Source organism: Haloarcula sp. CBA1131 (assembly GCF_008728975.1).
Classification (GTDB): Archaea; Halobacteriota; Halobacteria; order Halobacteriales; family Haloarculaceae; genus Haloarcula; species Haloarcula hispanica.
In genome coordinates this window covers 772,155-788,829 of record NZ_RPCY01000001.1, presented here as the reverse complement: position 1 = coordinate 788,829, position 16,675 = coordinate 772,155, and the positions used below count along the sequence as shown (strand labels likewise).

Annotated in this window: 19 protein-coding genes and 1 tRNA gene; 13 read left to right on the top strand and 7 right to left on the bottom strand. The window is 64.3% G+C overall.

Annotation, left to right across the window (positions count from 1 at the left end; translation table 11 throughout):
- The first annotated feature begins 32 nt into the window (after nt 1-32).
- Entirely contained in the window at nt 33-1,469 is a 1,437-nt protein-coding gene (gene cca / locus Har1131_RS04050) for a CCA tRNA nucleotidyltransferase (RefSeq protein WP_151145180.1), read from the top strand.
- Here the strand turns inward: cca and Har1131_RS04045 are convergent.
- From Har1131_RS04045 to Har1131_RS04030, 4 genes are all read right to left on the bottom strand, one after another.
- The gene (locus Har1131_RS04045) at nt 1,448-2,455 is read right to left on the bottom strand and encodes a histone deacetylase (RefSeq protein WP_050037129.1); all 1,008 of its coding nucleotides are present in this window, start codon (nt 2,453-2,455) and stop codon (nt 1,448-1,450) included. The two genes, cca and Har1131_RS04045, sit on opposite strands and share 22 nt — an antisense overlap.
- Nucleotides 2,456-2,893: a histone gene (locus Har1131_RS04040; RefSeq protein ID WP_005537260.1), complete on the bottom strand. Its 438-nt coding sequence runs from the start codon at nt 2,891-2,893 to the stop codon at nt 2,456-2,458.
- A 55-nt stretch (nt 2,894-2,948) separates the two neighbouring features.
- On the bottom strand, nt 2,949-4,415 hold the full coding sequence (locus tag Har1131_RS04035) for a single-stranded DNA binding protein (protein ID WP_014041405.1): 1,467 nt from the start codon (nt 4,413-4,415) through the stop codon (nt 2,949-2,951).
- Nucleotides 4,416-4,607: 192 nt separating this feature from the next.
- Complete coding sequence (locus Har1131_RS04030; protein ID WP_023843424.1) at nt 4,608-4,955, bottom strand: hypothetical protein; 348 nt, start codon at nt 4,953-4,955, stop codon at nt 4,608-4,610.
- Between the two features lie 258 nt (nt 4,956-5,213).
- Here Har1131_RS04030 and Har1131_RS04025 point away from each other — a divergent pair.
- The 4 genes from Har1131_RS04025 (at nt 5,214) to Har1131_RS04010 (ending at nt 7,061) form a co-directional block, all read left to right on the top strand.
- Nucleotides 5,214-5,286, top strand: a tRNA-Arg gene (locus Har1131_RS04025).
- A 158-nt stretch (nt 5,287-5,444) separates the two neighbouring features.
- Complete coding sequence (locus tag Har1131_RS04020; RefSeq protein ID WP_050007458.1) at nt 5,445-6,053, top strand: DUF309 domain-containing protein; 609 nt, start codon at nt 5,445-5,447, stop codon at nt 6,051-6,053.
- A 103-nt stretch (nt 6,054-6,156) separates the two neighbouring features.
- On the top strand, nt 6,157-6,717 hold the full coding sequence (locus Har1131_RS04015; protein ID WP_191907465.1) for a diadenylate cyclase: 561 nt from the start codon (nt 6,157-6,159) through the stop codon (nt 6,715-6,717).
- Nucleotides 6,718-6,836: 119 nt separating this feature from the next.
- Nucleotides 6,837-7,061: a hypothetical protein gene (locus tag Har1131_RS04010; protein WP_008307668.1), complete on the top strand. Its 225-nt coding sequence runs from the start codon at nt 6,837-6,839 to the stop codon at nt 7,059-7,061.
- Nucleotides 7,062-7,171: 110 nt separating this feature from the next.
- On the opposite strand, the gene azf is transcribed toward Har1131_RS04010, so the two are convergent.
- Nucleotides 7,172-7,945, bottom strand: a complete 774-nt coding sequence (gene azf, locus Har1131_RS04005; protein WP_014041409.1) for an NAD-dependent glucose-6-phosphate dehydrogenase Azf — start codon at nt 7,943-7,945, stop codon at nt 7,172-7,174.
- A 74-nt stretch (nt 7,946-8,019) separates the two neighbouring features.
- Between azf and Har1131_RS04000 the strand changes: the two genes are divergently transcribed.
- From Har1131_RS04000 to Har1131_RS03985, 4 genes are all read left to right on the top strand, one after another.
- Nucleotides 8,020-8,367 (top strand): dihydroneopterin aldolase family protein, encoded by a 348-nt coding sequence (locus Har1131_RS04000; protein WP_008307666.1) that lies wholly within the window; start codon nt 8,020-8,022, stop codon nt 8,365-8,367.
- 73 nt (nt 8,368-8,440) lie between these two features.
- Nucleotides 8,441-9,547 (top strand): hypothetical protein, encoded by a 1,107-nt coding sequence (locus tag Har1131_RS03995; RefSeq protein ID WP_151145177.1) that lies wholly within the window; start codon nt 8,441-8,443, stop codon nt 9,545-9,547.
- Nucleotides 9,548-9,652: 105 nt separating this feature from the next.
- Nucleotides 9,653-10,099: a DUF5790 family protein gene (locus Har1131_RS03990; protein ID WP_014041411.1), complete on the top strand. Its 447-nt coding sequence runs from the start codon at nt 9,653-9,655 to the stop codon at nt 10,097-10,099.
- 231 nt (nt 10,100-10,330) lie between these two features.
- A complete protein-coding gene (locus tag Har1131_RS03985; protein WP_050038250.1) occupies nt 10,331-11,218 on the top strand; it encodes a DUF4399 domain-containing protein in 888 nt (295 codons plus the stop codon).
- 27 nt (nt 11,219-11,245) lie between these two features.
- Here Har1131_RS03985 and Har1131_RS03980 read toward each other — a convergent pair whose 3' ends face one another.
- Complete coding sequence (locus Har1131_RS03980; RefSeq protein WP_014041413.1) at nt 11,246-11,770, bottom strand: DUF6789 family protein; 525 nt, start codon at nt 11,768-11,770, stop codon at nt 11,246-11,248.
- 117 nt (nt 11,771-11,887) lie between these two features.
- On the opposite strand from Har1131_RS03980, the gene coxB reads away from it, so the two are divergent.
- From coxB to Har1131_RS03965, 3 genes are read left to right on the top strand one after another with little or no spacing between them, the layout of a single operon-like run.
- Nucleotides 11,888-12,667, top strand: coding sequence for a cytochrome c oxidase subunit II (coxB, locus tag Har1131_RS03975; RefSeq protein WP_064288672.1), 780 nt, complete (start codon nt 11,888-11,890; stop codon nt 12,665-12,667).
- A complete protein-coding gene (locus Har1131_RS03970; protein WP_151145174.1) occupies nt 12,664-15,234 on the top strand; it encodes a cbb3-type cytochrome c oxidase subunit I in 2,571 nt (856 codons plus the stop codon). Before coxB ends, Har1131_RS03970 begins: the two co-directional genes overlap by 4 nt.
- Before the next feature lie 4 nt (nt 15,235-15,238).
- Entirely contained in the window at nt 15,239-15,505 is a 267-nt protein-coding gene (locus Har1131_RS03965) for a cytochrome C oxidase subunit IV family protein (RefSeq protein WP_014041416.1), read from the top strand.
- A gap of 20 nt (nt 15,506-15,525) precedes the next feature.
- Here the strand turns inward: Har1131_RS03965 and Har1131_RS03960 are convergent, their stop codons facing one another.
- The gene (locus Har1131_RS03960; RefSeq protein WP_151103864.1) at nt 15,526-15,966 is read right to left on the bottom strand and encodes a hypothetical protein; all 441 of its coding nucleotides are present in this window, start codon (nt 15,964-15,966) and stop codon (nt 15,526-15,528) included.
- 179 nt (nt 15,967-16,145) lie between these two features.
- Between Har1131_RS03960 and Har1131_RS03955 the strand changes: the two genes are divergently transcribed.
- Nucleotides 16,146-16,577, top strand: a complete 432-nt coding sequence (locus Har1131_RS03955; protein ID WP_225306785.1) for a hypothetical protein — start codon at nt 16,146-16,148, stop codon at nt 16,575-16,577.
- Nucleotides 16,578-16,675 lie beyond the last annotated feature (98 nt).

Below are 16,675 nucleotides of genomic sequence, written 5' to 3'. Positions count from 1 at the left end.
ACGCTTTCACGCACTTGTGCGCAAGCGGCGGTATGAGCGATGAGTTCGACGCCGTCGTCGAGGAGATGCGAGCACGGGCCTCGCCAACCGACGACGAGCGAGCGCAGTTACAGCGGGTCGCCGACGCGGTGATGGCCGACGCCGAGGCGGCCGTCGCCGACCTGCCGGTCGCTGCGGAGGTAGTGCAAGTCGGATCGACGGCCCGCGGAACGTGGACCGCCGGCGACCGAGACGTGGACGTGTTCGTCTGTTTTCCACCGTCACTCGACCGCGAAGCGCTGGAGGAATACGGGCTGACGGTCGGGCACGAAGTCCTCCCCGATGGGCGCGAGGAGTACGCCGAACACCCCTACGTCGTCGGCGAGCGCGAGGGGTACGCCGTGGATCTGGTGCCCTGCTACGCGGTCGAGGACGCCACCGAGATCCAGTCCGCGGTCGACCGGACGCCGTTTCACACCAGATATCTGCAGGAGCGACTGGACGACGACGGCGCGGGCGAGGTGCGGGTGGCAAAGCAGTTCCTGAAGGGCATCGGTGTCTACGGGAGCGACCTCCGAACACGCGGGTTCTCGGGCTATCTGACGGAGCTGCTGGTACTCGAGTACGGCGGCTTCCGGGCGTTCGTCGAGGCAGTCGCGGACTGGTACCCGCCGGTTCGGCTGGACCCCGAGGACCACGGGAGCGAGACGTTCGACGACCCGCTGGTCGTCATCGACCCGACGGACCCGGAGCGCAACGTCGCGGCGGTGCTGTCCGCCACGAACGTCGCCAGGCTCCAGCACTACGCCCGGGACCTGCTCGCCGAACCACGGGCCTCGCTGTTCACCGAGGACGACCCTGAGCCGTTCGCAGCACCAGACATCGAAGCCGCTGTGTCACAGCGGGAAACGACGCCGATGGCGCTCCGCTTCGTCGCCCCGGACGTGGTCGACGACCAGCTCTGGCCCCAGCTCCGGAAATCCCTCGATGGGCTCTGCAGCGAACTCGACCGACTGGGGTTCGAGGTCCTGCGGTCGGCCGCGTTCGTCGAGGACGGCAGCGGAGACGACGGGGGCCGAGCCGTCGACAGTGCGAGAGCTACCGCCGGCGGCGACAGCGGATCACCAGCACAGCGGGACGCCGTCCTGCTGCTCGAATTTGCCGTCGCCGAGCGGCCGGCCGTCGAGCGCCACGAAGGGCCGCCGGTCCACGTCCGCGAGCACGCGAGCGGGTTCTTCGAGAAGTACGACGACGACCCCGAGGTGGCCGGCCCCTTCATCGACGGCGACCGCTACGTCGTCGAGCGGCCACGCGCGATCACCACAGCTACCGGGTTCCTGTCGAGCGATGCTGTCTTCGACGTGGGGCTGGGGCCACGGATCGAGTCGGCACTGGAGGACGGCTACGAGGTACTGGTCGGCACAGAGATTACAGCGCTTGCCGACGGTTTCGGCGTCGATCTGGCGGACTACTTCGAGCCGAAGCCCTGATCGGCGAGGTCATCGAGAACGTCGCGAGCGTCGTCGCTGACGTCGTCGTCCGGTTCCATCGGCTGGTAGCCGTCAAAGACTTCGTGAACGGTCGTAACCGAGTCTGAGAGGGTATCAAGTCCGTACCCGCCCTCGAGGATGATTCCAAGCGCCGCGTCACAGGCGTCTGTGAGCGAGCGCATGCGGTCCGTCATTGCGCCGTACCCTTCCGTCGAGACGCGCATCCGTGAAATCGGGTCGTGTTCGTGCGCGTCGAAGCCGGCGCTGATGAGCAACAGGTCGGGGTCGTAGTCCTCGATGGCCGGCGCGATGCACTCGTCGATCGCGGCGAGGTAGTCGGCGGTGTCAGCGCCGGGCTTGTACTTGACGTTGAGGTTCGTGCCGTCGGCGTTCCCCGTGCCGGTCTCCTCAATGTCGCCAGTGCCGGGGTAGAGGCCGTCCTCGTGTATCGAGGCGTAGAACACGTCGGAACGGTCGTAGAAGATGTCCTGTGTACCGTTCCCGTGGTGGACGTCCCAGTCGAAGATGGCGACGCGCTCGGCATCGGCTTCGAGGGCCGCCTGTGCCGCGACGGCCGCGTTGTTGATGAAACAGAAGCCCATGGCGTCGTCGCCCACAGCGTGATGGCCGGGCGGTCGGCCCAGAGAGAACGGTGTGTCGCGGCCGGCGTTGCCGTCAAGCGCGGCTTCCGCCGCCCAGACAGCGAGGCCTGCCGACGCGAGCGCGGCGTCCCACGTCTCCTCGACCGCGACGGTGTCGGCGTCCCAGTTCCCGCCGCCGTCGTCACAGAACTCGCGGAACTCCTCGATGTAGTCGGTGTCGTGGACCTCGCGCACGAGGTCGATGTCGGCGTCGTCGGCGGTGACGTACTCGACACCGTGGTTCTCCTTGAGCGCGCGCCGTATCGCTCGAAGTCTGTCGGGACTCTCCGGATGTCGCGGCCCGGTGTCGTGGTCCAGACAGACCTCGCGGTAGCCGAAGTTCATTCAGTAGTACTGTTCGAGTTCGAAGTACGTTTCGACGTCAGCTGCCTTGATCGTCCGACGGTCAGCGTGACGAGCCAACGTGGCGGCCGCGGCGGCCGTGTCGTCGGCGTACGTTTCGAGGAGCGACGCGAGGGCGACGCGGGCGTCCATTGCGACGCGGTAGTCGTCGTCGATGTCGAGCCGTGCGATGCGGTCGACCGGCGCGACGGGGAGTTCGAGGCCGTCCTTCTCCGGGACCTGCTCGATGCCGAAATCGGCCGGCATCAGCGTCTTTCGGCCGTCCGTGGTGGCCTCGGTAGCTGCTGTGACGGCAAGCGAAGCGCCGTGGTCCTGTATTCGACGAGCCAGTTCCTCCGCAGCGTCGGCACTCACCCGGAGCCCGTCCGCGTTCCGCCGAATGACCGCATCCACCGGTGCGAACGGTAGCTCGACACTCATACCCAAACCCGGGAGTGTTGCGGTCTTAAGAGTTTCCGTAGCGTCGCTCGGCGACTCAGAACACGTCCTCAGCGTGAAGCCGGTCGTCGTGGAGTTCGCCACGGACCGTTATCTCCTGCCCTAACTGCACGCGCTCGCCGGTTTCGACGCTCATCGTCTGCTCGCCGTCGTCCAGCACCACGGGGTCGCCGGTCTGGACGACGGTGCCGGTGAACTCCACCTGCTGGCCGGCGCTCTGTGCGCCACCGTCCGGCGACGTGTCGCCGGTACCAGCACTGACTGCGGCCGCCCCGTCGCCGCTGTTGTCGGTATCAGCGTCGTCCGCACCGTCACCGAAGGAGGACAGGCCGGCGTGTTCGGCGTCGGTCGTCTCGGCGCTGGCTCCCCCACCTGCGCCACCAGTCGCCAGATCCGCGCCGTCGTCGAGCACGACGACCGTAGAGTTCCAGCTCGCCGAGGCCTCCTTGTCGTCCTGCCAGCCGTCCTGGATTTCGACATCCGCCGCGAGCACTTCGTCGCCCGGCGCGATGTCCTTGTCCGCCTTGTCGCCCCACAGCGCCACGCGGATGTCGCCCGTCGCGTCCTGGATGCGGACATTTCGGACCTGTCCCTCGCTGCCGTCGTCGCGGTCGAACGTCCGCTTGGGGTCGGCCGAGCGCACGACGCCAGCAATATCGGCTGTCTCTTCGAGTTCGACCTCCGCGATTGGGTCAGCGTCGGGCTCAAAGGCCACGTCGTCATCCACTTCGTCGACGGCCCCTTGGTCGCCGACGTGGAGTTCCAGCGAGCCGTCCCGCTCCCGGACGTAGCCATCGATTATCTCCACGGCCGCCCCCGCATCGAGTTCCTCGGCGCGGTCGGCTCGGTCGTCCCACAGCGTCACCCGGATACGCCCCGTCTCATCGCCGAGCGTGAGGTTCGAGACACGGCCCTCGCTGCCGTCATCCCGGTCGAACGTCCGGATGGTGTCGGTATCAAGCACGAGCCCGCGCAGCGTCACGTCGGACTGGCCCATCGTCAGCGCGTCGATGGACGAGCCAGCGCCCGGCTCCACGTCGATTGTGGCGTCGTCGTCCGGCTCCGCCTTGTCGACGGACACCTCCAGCCCATTGTAGCCGTCCTTCGGCCGACCCTTCACCCGGAGTACGTCGCCGACCTCCAGTTGCCCCTCGTCGATGTCGACGGCCTGGCCGTCCCAGAAGGCGAGCCTGAGGCTGCCGCTCTCGTCGGCCGCCTCGACGTTGATGACCCGGCCGTCCTCGTCCTCGTCGTCGCGTTCGAAGGTCTTCAGGTCGCCGATGGCCATCACCTTGGCGAGGAACTTCACCTCGTCCATCCCGGGTTCGATATCGGCGATGGCGTTGACCTCGTTCTCGTTGAGCTCGTGGGCCAACAGCATCGCGGCCGTCTCCTCGTCGGCGAGCCCGCCCATCTGCTCGACCTTCTCCTCGACGGCCTCGCGGAACTCCTCCTCGGGGACGTCCGTCTCTAGGTCCTCGTAAATGTCCTCTATCGCACCCATCTATCTATGGGACGCTGGGCTGGGGCGCGCTTAAGCGTTGTCGTTGGGCGAGCGAGCGGCCGTTGTCGGTCGATTTCGGTGGTCTCCCGTCCATTACTCGATGGTGGTCATGCGATGGGGTATAAACCCTCGTCCGCTGGCCCGACAGCGGGCACTGTTATGCCACCACGTTGAGAGAGTCGTGGGCAGCCGTTAGCGTGTCGCTGTTGTTACGGGGCTCTGGCCGTCGCCGGTGTCGTGAGACACAGACACCGTGCCGGGGAGCCCGTTCTCAAACGTCGCCGTCGCCCGGTAGTCGATCTCCATAATGGCTTGCGTACACACATCGCCAGCGTCCGGTTTATCCTTCGTCCCAACACTGATGCGAAGTTCATCGGCACTCGAATCGTACGTGACGTCTGTTAGGTCGGCCGTTTTGCACCCATCAGATCCCCAGATAGTGCCTTCGACGACGACTTGATCGCCGTCGAAAGCCACCGTTGCCGAACTTGTCTGTGACCCGGACTGTCGCTGGGTGACGCTGAATGTTGTCTCGTTCACACTCGGGGTTTCACTCGCGCCCTCTGTGGATGTTTCCCCGCTACCGGGCGCCCCACCAAAGCAGCCAGCGAGCGCTATCGAGCAACCGAGACCACCGTATCGTAGGAGTTGTCGCCGCTTCATATTCGCCCGAATGTAGGCCAGTTGAAAGATACTCCCGGTCGCTCAAATCAGCGTTGTAGCGAAGTGTGCCTACCCGTCGCGTGACGGCACGCGAACCGTCACCCTTTTTAGGTGCACCACCCTCTCTGGAAATGAGTCCGGATAGGGTAGTGGACTATCCTCTTGGCTTGCGGAGCCAGGGACCGGAGTTCAAATCTCCGTCCGGACGTTCATTCCATTCACGACCGGACGTGCTCCACGCTCGCGTGGAACTCCGTCCGGACGTTTCTACCGACGCAAACCGCCGAGCGACGGTAATAGGGTCTCGCTGTCGAAACTTTGCACAGATGGCGATGTGGTTTTCCGACCGCGAATACAACCCACCGTGTGCGCGACCATCTCCGTGCCGGCATCGCAGTGTACAACGAAGGTCGCTACCACGCCGCACACGACGCGTGGGAGGCGTACTGGCTGAACCTCGACGAAGGTGACGACGAGCGGTTTCTGCACGGTCTCATCCAGTTCACCGCGGTCGTCCACCACGCTAGCGAGGAGAACTGGTCGGGCGCGCAGGGACTGGCCGAGAGCGCGGTGGAGTACCTCGACGGCCTGCCCGACCCGTACCGCGGGGTGGCACTATACAGGGTCCGGTCGTTCCTCGCGGCGACGGCGGCGGACCCACACCACGCAGCGGCGGACCCGCCAGTGGTGACCCACGACGGCGAAGCGATTGGCTACGACACGCTTGATTTCGACGCTACCGCCATCGCTGCCGAAGTGCTGGCGGAGGCTGGCCGGTACGACGAGGAAGCCATCAACGACGCTGTTGACCGCGCGCGAGATGAACTCGACGGCGACGGCGGCTCGCAGTTCGTCGGAATGGTGTTCTCGTTCGTGCGCGAGCGCGACCAGCGCCCCGTCGTCTACCAGCGGCTCCGGGACCACGTCGAACTGGAACAGCAGAAAGACGACGACGTGCGGGGGCTGTTCGAGTAGCTCGGGCCGCTTGACTGGCTGGTTACCCATTTAATCAACACAACGGATTTTCCGGAAATCCGCACCGACTATGCCCGTGGCGGCCCAACCGACAGACGACCGAATGAGCGACTCGATTGAACGTCCGAGTCCCACAGACGCGGAGAGAGAGGCCGCCCCGGAGAGTGCTGTTCTCGACCGAATCAGGGGCTGTGTCGAGGACGTGAGTCTGGCGTTCGACCGGTGGGACGACGCTCACGTACGGGGGCCGGGGCTGTACGTCGTCATCGAGCGCGACCCGACGACGGCGTTTTCCGACCCGATGGGGTCGAACCGGTGGCCGGTCGAGGACTGCCCGAGCGTGTTCGACCAGTCCGGGGCGCTGTTCGAGGCGGCCCGGTCGGTTGCGGTTGCGTGTGACGGCGCAGTTGTCGTCCGCAGTGACGGCACAGTCAGACCATCGATGGTTCGGCTCACGCAGTTGACTGAAGCGGAGGCGGAAACTGTCGACCAGCTCCCGTATGCTGACTGGATGGGGACACGACACATGAGTGCGCTGGAGACCTCCACTCGGGACGCCGTGTTTGCAGTGGTGACGCTGAGCGAGGAGAACGGGCGGGTCACTGTCTTTCGAGACGGGACCTACGAGGACCGGCAGCGCGACGTCCTCGGCGAGAAGTGGTAGCGGTCCGTGGTGTGCCCGCCACGGCTCCGGTTCGGCGACCCGGGCTTCGATACGGGCGTTTTTGCTGGGTTCGTGTCCCAACCCACGCACTTATGTCAACACTCCGAATAGATTGAGACATGAAGTCCCGCCTTATCCGTGCGTGGAGTCGTGCCAAGAACGCTGCCGCTTTCGCTGCCGTCGGTGCTGGAATCGGTGGGCTGTTCAGTAAAAGTGCGGCGAGTAGTGGTGCCGCGCTCGGTGCACTCGTCGGAGCCACGATCGGCGAGAAGCGAGCGAGCGTCGGCCCCATCTCGGAGAAGATAACAGACGAAGCGAGTGGGATCGTTTCTTCGGACGAATAGAACCGGACTGGTGTCCGACAGAGCGACTGGACGATTCGAACCAGCCTGTTGCTCGGAGACGCTACCGTATTGGCGCAGACGGCAAAAGCTCACTGACGCCGGTAACGGCGCTACGGCTCCGGTTCGGCGACGCGTTCTTCGCCGTCGAAGTGCGCGGAGTTGTCCTGTGGGTCGTAGCCGAGTGCCTCTTTCGCGCGCTCGATGGAGTAGTACTTGCGGTCGTTATCGGAGATCCCGTAGACGATTTCGTACTCGTAGTCGGCCTGGAGCGCGCAGTCGTGGATGTGAGCACAGTCTCGGTAGGAGAGCCACATCGCCTGCCCGCGCTCGTAGTCTATCGGCGGGTGGCCCCGCGTGAGGTTGCCGATACGGATGTTGCAGACGGAGAGCCCGTACTGGTCGTGGTAGTAGCGGCCCAGCACCTCGCCGGTGGCTTTCGAGACGCCGTAGAGGTTGCCGGGGCGGGGGAGCTCGGTCCCGTCAAGGCGGTACTGGTCGTCCGGGCGGTACATCTCGGGCGTGCGCTCGTCCGTTTCGAAGGAGCCGACGGCGTGGTTCGAGGACGCGAAGACGAACTTCTCGACGCCCTCGTCGACGGCGGCCTCGTACATCTTCTGGGTGCCGTCGATGTTGTTTTCGAGGACGGAATCCCAGGGGGCTTCGGGCCGGGGGTCGCCGGCCAGGTGGATGACGGCGCTGACGCCGTCCATCGCCGCGGCCACGTCGCCCTCGCTGGACACGTCCCCGACGAGGTACTCGTGGTCGGGCTCCTCGGCGGGTGGGCTGTGGAACATGAGTTTCCACTCGTAGGCGTCCTCGAGGCCTTCGAGGATGGCCGCCCCGACAGCGCCGCCAGCGCCGGTGAGCAGAACCGGGTCGTCCATTCGTATGAGACGATACGTCGCACGCAATAGGTAGCTTGCGGTTCGCTTTTGTGTCGCCCAGCCGGACCGAGCGTATGGAACCCACAGCTCCGCAGGAGGCGTGTTTCGAAGCGGGCGTCAAGTTCGGGTCGTTGTATCACCAGTTCGCCGGCACCCCGATCAGCCCGGCCAGCGCCGACTCGCTCGCGGCGGCGATGGAGGAAGCCATCGAGAACCAGCCGTTCTGTGAGGCGGTCACCGTCAGCGTCCGAACAGAGGCGCTGGAAGACGCTATCGCCGAGGGCGGGGCGGACTACACCGAACTTACTGGGCGGTTCATCGACGTCGAGATGCGCATCGAATACGAGGGCGTCACGGTCGAGACAAGCATGGCGATGGAGGACGGCTACCCGCTGATGCAGGTCGACGCAGTGCAGGAGTGAATGGCCGGACGGGAGCCTGAATCACTGTCACAGGCCCGAAAATTTTACCAGAGCGGGCTGTGAGGCTTCCGATATGGCCCTCCACGCAGTCGACGATATCGACGACGCAATCGACGCGACGAAGTCGTTTCTATTCCCGTTCGAGAAGGGGACGTGGCTCCGAATGGCGTTTGTCGTGTTCTTCATCGGTGGCGGTGGTGTCGGACTGAACAACGTCCAGTCGTTCAGCAACTTCGGCGATTTCGGCGGGAACGGCGGACCCGGCGGTCCCAGCGGCCCGGGAAGCGAGTTTCAGCTGGCCGCGCCGCTTGAAACTGTGATGTCCGTGCCCGGGAACCTCGCCTTGCAAGTCTCCGAGCCCGGCGTCCCGTCCGGCGCACCGGACGAACTACTCGCCGGGGCTGGGCTCCTTGTGCTCGCCGTCATCGGCCTGTTCATCCTGCTGGCATTCGCGTACGGCATCCTGAGTAACTTCATGGAGTTCGTGTTGACCCAGGCGCTCATCGACCGCGAGATACACGTCCGCCGGTACTTCAGCGAGCACGTCGGGAACGGAATACGGCTGTTCCTGTTTCGGCTTGTCCTCGGGGTTATCTGGCTCGGCATCGCGCTCGTGATCGGCGCGGCCGTGTTCTTCCTGGCGCTCGGTGGCGAAGCCGCAAACGTCGGTACGTCGAGCGCCCTCGCGCTATCGGGACTGTTCATCGCCGTATTCGCGGTACTCGCGATAAGCTACGGTATCGTCTTCGGTTTCACCACGGTGTTTGTCGTCCCGCTGATGACGGCGGACGATGACGGCGTCCTCTCCGGTTGGTCGCGGCTCTGGGGGTCGATGAAACGCCACCCCAAGCAGTACCTCGCCTACCTGTTTTTCTCCATCGTCCTCCAGATCGGTGTCGGTATCGTCAGCGCGATTCTCGGCATCATCGCATTTATCGTCGTTCTGATCCCGTTCGGGCTCATTGCGTTTGCGCTGTATCTCGCGCTCCAGAATTCCGTCGGCGTGGTCCTGGCCGGGGTTGTCGGGCTGCTGGGGCTGCTGGTCCTGCTCGTTATCGGTGCGCTCATACAGGTCCCGCTAACGACGTTCCTGCGGTACTACGCGATGCTCGTGCTGGGTGACATCGACGCAGACATGGACCCGATTCCCGAGGTGCGCTCGGACATCCGGGCCGAGTAGCCACAACGGCTTTTCGGTTTCAGGAATTGCCGACCGGTCACGTCCTGCGTTTTCACTTTCACTTTCAGGCGGGCTTTTAATCCCTCACCGCCCCAACGTCTCCGTATGAGTCAGTCAAGTCTGGACGACGACGAACTGTTCGGAGAGGCGGCCAATGAAATGCGCACGGACGTCGAGGAGTCGCTCGCGGAGGCTCGCGACGCGCTCCCCGAGGCCGATTCGGTCTGGGACGTGGAGGCCGACAACACGCTCGGCGTTCTGAACTCGCTCAAAACGGCACTCGACGTGGGCGACGCCGAGGACCACCTCCGCGACGCGAAGAAGTGGTACACGATGGGCGAACGCGCGGACGCCTTCGAGGACGCCGACGACCTCGCCGAGGAAATCGAAACCATCGCCGACCTCATCGACGACGTCGACGACGCCCGCGAGCAGATCGGTGACCTCACCGCGACGATCCCACAGCTCCGAAGCACGCTCGAAGAGTTCGAGGGTGAAGACGGGGCGGACGCGGAGGCGGACGGCGACGCCGATGCGGAAGCCGAAGCCTGAGCGCAAGCTAGCCACGTTCCGGCGAATGCTCACCGCGTTCTCCGCCGGTCACCAGCGCATCGCTCGCGTCGTCCAGCGACTTTTGTCCCGCAAGTCCCGGTTTCGGTGAAATTGACTGCAGAAACAGGTCCGGCCGGTGCCTGGCAACCGGTGTGACATTCTATCCAAAGCCGTATTTACGGCCGGCCGAGCGCTTAAGTGTTCGTGGAGCAACAGTTCCGGCCACGCGATATGGACGACAGACTCACACGCCGAACGTTCGTCTGTGGCGTCTCGACTGCTGTAGCGACCGGTCTCGCGGGCTGTAGCGAGGACCAGTCGGGCGGCGGCGCGGTGACACCTACCCGGACAGACGGAACCGATAGCATGGCAACGGAGCCAGCGAACGGCGGGGACACCGACACCACAGAAGCGGAGACCGGGGCGTATCGGAACGGCGTCGGACAGAACGCCAGCGTCTCCGTTGCGGTCCCAAACGATACTGCGGCCCTTACCAGTCCGTCCGTACAGTGGCGGGCAACCGCCGACGGCGTTACCATCGAAGAAGCCGGGGAAGTGACCAGCGGGGCCGGGCACTACCACATCATCGTTGACGCCGACCCTGTAACGCCGGGCGAGACAATTCCGACGGACGACGCCCACATCCACTACGGGACCGGGCAGAAAGACGGCGTGCTGGAACTAGACCCCGGCGAGCACACGCTCCACCTCCAACTGGGGGACGGCGCACACACGGCGATGGCACTGACCGACAGCGTCGACGTGACCGTCAGCGACGAGGCCAGCCTCAGTGTCGAGACGAGCGTCGACGGGAGCGTCGTTGACTGGGAGGCCAGTGTCGAGAACTACACCATCGGACCCACCAGCGACGGTATCACGTCGAATACGGGCCATCTGCACGCGATCGTCAACACCGATCCGGTGCCGACCGGCGAGGTCATCCCAAACGATGCGCGACACGTCCACTACGGCGATGGCTCGACGAGCGGGAGCCTCGACCTCGCCGAGCAACTGGGCGATGCATACGAGGCCGGCGAGCACACAGTTCACTTCCAGATCGCGTCCGCAACACACCGTGCGACGACGCTCACCGCGTCGGAGACAGTGACGACGGAGTAGCTCGCAATCTCAGACAGGTCTTCGGCCTCAGACGATAGAGTCCGGGCGCGTCGAGAAGTAGTTGAACACCGCGCCGAGACCGATGCCGTAGACGACGTGAGCGATGAGCGTCAGCACCGCGTACAGCACCAGCGTGAGTCCGGACTGGTCGGTGTAGAAGGCGAGCACGAACCCGGTCCACATCGCGCCGCCGAAGAACGCGCCGCTGACGGGATCGGACTGGCCCGGGAGGTACGCTTTCAGCGAAGCGAACAGCAGCGGCCACGGGAACATCCCGCCGCCGAGGAAGATGAAGAAGCCGAACAGTACCTCCGGGACGTAGCCGGTCAGGCCCACGAGTTCGGTGAGGATTGCGAAGTCGTCGAGACTGAACGCGCCCAGTGACTGGGCGATGAGGAAGACGACGGACATCATCGCGGTCCCGACCAGCCCGCCGGCAGCACCGACGACACCGTCGGCGAGAATCCCGGCGAGGCTATCGAACTCCTCGACCTCTGTGAGGCCGTCGTCGTTGATAGGCGGGTCCTCGACGCCGGGTGACGTGTCTTCCATGGTGTGTTGTAACATGGCAGTAGATAAAAAAGTTCCCGCACACGTTAGGCCAGCGAAGGACATATGTCAGAAATCTGTCCGCAATACCTATTACAAGGTGGGAAGAATCATGAAGAAATGGCGGTATCCTTGATAACATACGCCACGGTTGTGTTCCCCTTGCACGGTGGCGACGTCAGGGCACCCAGTGCGGTGTTCGACCAGATCTTCGAGGTGTTCCTGCTGCTGGGAACGGCCGTCGGGGTGGTCGTCGTGGCGTACACGATGTACCACGCGCTCAAGTACCGCGACGACGGGGGCGGAACGGACCCGTACGCCGACAAGGTCGAACGGCCCGAAATGGGGGAGATGCCGACCGGCGGCGCGGGTGGCCGGAAGGTGTTCTACTCGTTCAGCATCAGCGCCATCATCGTCGTCTCGCTCATCGCCTGGACGTACTCGCAACTGCTGTACATCGAGCAGGGGCCCGATCTGGCTCAAGAGGAGGCGCTGGAAATTGACGTGGAGGGATACCGGTTCGGCTGGGACTTCGTGTACCCGAACGGGCACACGACCAACACGCTCTACGTGCCACAGGACCGGGTGGTCAGGTTACAGGTGACCTCGACGGACGTGTTCCACAACTTCGGGATACCGGAGTTGCGAGTCAAGACCGACGCCGTTCCGGGCCAGTACACGTCGGCCTGGTTCACGGCCAACGAGACGGGGACCTACGCCGCCAAGTGCTACGAGCTGTGTGGCAGCGGCCACTCGCTGATGACGACGGATGTGGTTGTGATGCCACAGGACGAGTACGAGGAGTGGTACGCGGAGACGAACGGGACGGCGGCGAGCGGCAACGAGACGGACCAGCGAATCGCGACTGAGGCGACCGCCCTCGGAGGTGCGCCCGCATGAGCCACGACCACGAACACGGATTGCCGCCCAAGTCGTCGGTCAGCCGGTGGTTCCTCACGACCAACCACAAGGACATCGGCGTGCTGTATCTCATCACCGCGCTGTTTTTCCTGATTTTCGGCGGCGTCCTCGCCCTGCTGTTCCGCCTCGAACTGATTTCCTCAGGCGCTGACTTGCTGGGGTCAATGGGGTACAACCAGGCAGTGTCGACCCACGGCCTCCTGATGGTGTTCTGGTTCATTTCGCCGTTTGCCTTCGGCTTTGCGAACTACCTCGTCCCGCTACAGATCGGCGCGGACGACCTCGCCTTCCCGCGGTTGAACGCCCTGTCGTACTGGCTGTACCTGTTCTCGGGCATCCTGATGGGCGTCTCCTTCTTCCAGGGGACTACCTTCGCGGGCGGGTGGACGATGTACGCCCCGCTGAACACGCCGGCGTACATCCCCGGCGAGGGCCTGGGCGCGACTTCCGTCGTGCTTGCGCTCATCATGTTCACGGCGGCGGTGACGCTGGGGTCGGTGAACTTCCTGACGACGATGTACCGCATGCGCGCCGAGAACCTCCGGATGCGGGATATCCCCATCTTCTCGCTGTCGATCAATCTCACCGTCTGGATGATGCTCTTTGCCTTCGCGGCACTGCTGGCCGCGCTGATGATACTCGCCTCCGACCACATCCTCGGGACGACCTACTTCCAGTACTCTATCGACGGGACGACGATGGCGACCGACGCGGACAACCCGGGTGCGTCGCTTTTGTGGGCGCACCTGTTCTGGTTCTTCGGCCATCCGGAGGTGTACATCGTCTTCTTCCCCGCGCTCGGCGTGATGGCCGAGTGCTTCCAGACCTTTACCGGCCGGCGGCTGGTCGGCCGCAAGTGGTTCATCATCTCGATGGTGCTGGTGGCGCTCCAGAGCTTCGTCGTCTGGATGCACCACATGTTCCTGACCGGCATCAACCTCCCAATCAAGACCATCTTCATGGCGACGACCATCGGTATCTCGCTACCCTTCGACCTGATGGTGTTCTCGCTCATCTACACGATGGCGAAGGGGCGGGTCCGGTTCACGACGCCGTTCCTCTTCTCGCTTGGCGCGCTCATCCTGTTCATCATCGGCGGCATCACCGGCGTCTTCCTCGGCGCAATCGTGCTCGACTACCAGTTCCGGGGGACATACTGGGTCGTCGCCCACTTCCACTACGTGATGGTGGCGGGCGCGACGGCTCTCTTTGGCGGCCTCTACTACTGGTATCCCAAAATAACGGGGAAGATGTACAACCAGACGCTGGGGAAGATACAGTTCGGCGTCTACTTCCTCGGGTTCAATCTGCTGTACTTCCCGATGTTCATCGCCTGGGAGACGCCGCGGCGAGTGTTCGTCTACCCCGATGGCCTGCAGATCTGGCACACGATGGCCACTGTCGGCGGGTTCATTCTCGGCGCGAGCTTCCTCCTCATGTTCTACAACCTCTTTGTGAGCCTCTGGCGCGGGGAGGATGTCGGGCCGAACCCCTGGGAGTACGCCACCTCCGCCGAGTGGGCCGCCGCCTCGCCGCCGCCGCTCGAAAACTTCCCCGGTGTACCGAGCTACGCCACCGGGAAACTGGAGTTCCTCGACGAGGAGACGGTCGCCGAGCGGACCGAAAGCATGCCCGGAGCCGCGGCCCACGGCCACGCGGCGACCGACGGCGGGACCGCGACGGACGGCGGCGCGGTGACAGCGAGGGCCGCGGCGACGGCCACTTCGGTGGAGCCGGCCCACGAGGTCGGCGGCGAGGAACACGCCAGCCACGCCAGCTTCTGGCCGTTCCTCGTCAGCCTCGGCGGGTTCATCGCCTTTCTCGGGCTCTCGGGCGTGCGGACGGGGAGCGTGTTCTACCTGTCGATGGCGGCCATCGGCGGGGTGGCGACGTTCGGGTCGCTTGTCGGCATGACCCGCGAGCCGTTCCACGCGCCGGAGATGGCCATCGCCGAGCGGTGGCCTTTCGAGCGCGTCGAGAAGATGAAACTCGGGATGTGGACGTTCCTCGCCAGCGACATCGTCCTGTTCGGGGCCTTCATCGGCTCCTACGCCTTCGTCCGGGTCGCGTACGGCTGGACGGCCTGGCACCACGACCTCATCCCGGCCGAACATGTGACGATGCCCGGCCTCATCAACACGTACCTGTTGCTCACGTCGAGTTTCCTCGTCGTGCTCGCGATGGTCGCCGCAGAGCGCGAGAGCAAGCGTGGGACCGTCGCCGCGCTCGTCGGGACGTTCGCGCTCGGAGTCGGCTTCCTCGTCAACAAGGGACTGGAGTGGCAGCACCTGTTCCACATCAGCACAGAGGCGTTCCCGAACGGCTGGAACCTCTCGACGAACATCGCGTCGTCGACGTTCTACCTGACGACGGGGCTACACGGGGCCCACGTCATCATCGGGCTCATCATCTGTGCGTACATGACCGTCCGGGCCTGGAACGGGGCCTACCAGGGCGACGACAGGGCCATCGAGTACTTCGGCCTGTACTGGCACTTCGTCGACATCGTCTGGCTGTTCCTGTTCCCCCTCTTCTACATCCTCTAGAACAATGGACTGGAAAGGCTACACCGTCATATACGTCGTGTTGTTCGTGTTCGCGACCGCGCAGGCCGTCGTCGAGTTCGCCGGCCTCGTCGACAGCGCCTACTGGGCCGCCTTCGCGCTCATCATGGTGCTGTCGGTGATCAAGGCCGTCGGCGTCGCCGCGTACTACCAGCACCTGCGCTGGGAACCACGGGCCGTCACGTACCTCGTCCTCGGCGGGACTGTCGCCGCGCTCGCGCTGACCGGCGCAGCGGCGTACTCGATACTGTGACCGGCCAAGCAACCTGAAAGTCAGGCCACCAACTGGAAGCCAATGGCGATGAGGAAGAGCACGCCGGCGACGGTCGCGGACTCGGCGACGGCCAGCGAACGGGGATGCCCTCGTCGCGTCGCCGACAGGTAGACGCCAAACAGCAGGTAGCCACAGAGACCCGCCCCGCCGACGACAGCGACCGCCAGCCCGGCTATCGACTGGGTCTCGACGGGGCCGGAGATGGACGCGACGACACCGATGAGGAGCCCGACGACCAGCACCGCGAACGCGGCGACCCAGACCATCGGCTCGTCAGCGTACGTCTCGAACCGACTCTCAAGGTCGCCCGCCTGGGACCGGCCGCTCGTCGACGCCCCCGGACTGTACTGATACCAGCCGCGCCCGCGGACCATCCATGCGACCACCGCCATCACCAACACGCCCATTAGTGCCGTGCTAGCGAGGTACGTGGTTGACATGTGATAGCATTACAACACAATGCGTAATAATCGTTTGTGCCCGGCCGACGAGAAACCGGTGTTCTCGTCGCTGTTGTCGTCGGCAACCGCTGCTAACGGACAGATGTTGCTATTTGGCCAGCGGACGGTGTCTATCCTTTCACAGAAAGTCTATGCGTGTCTAAGAACAACTTGAATCTGTGCAATTCGCCCCGTTCGCCGGTGAACAGCCGTTTATGGGTGCTGCTTTCGCGCTTTCGGTCGCCATCATCCTTGGAAATCTGATCGCACTGGGCTACTGGGCCCGTGCGGAGGCCAGCGCACGTAACGGCTCAACTCTCTGGACGTTCCTGTTTCTGTATACGGGTTTTGGCCTGGTCTACTATGTCTGGGTCCGCTACGTCCGAAACGACTGGGAGCCGCGCACGGAGCCAGCCGACCGGCGTGAACGGGTGGTCACTGCCTACTCGCTGGCCGTCCTTCTGGCGTTCGTGGTCGGCGCGTTCGTCACACCGCCAGACCCGATGATGCAAGTTCTGGCTCTCCCGCCGCTGTTTGTGGTCTCGTTCGTCGTTTCGTATCTGTTTGTCACGCGAGGGTCGGTCGGCGATAGCGGCGGAACTGCTGCCTAAGCTGTGAGAGTGTGCTGTAGCCCATCGTATGGCCCAGCTGGCACTGTCAAGCTAAAGTGACAGGATAGAGGTTGAGTCTGGGAGGATACACCCTTCAG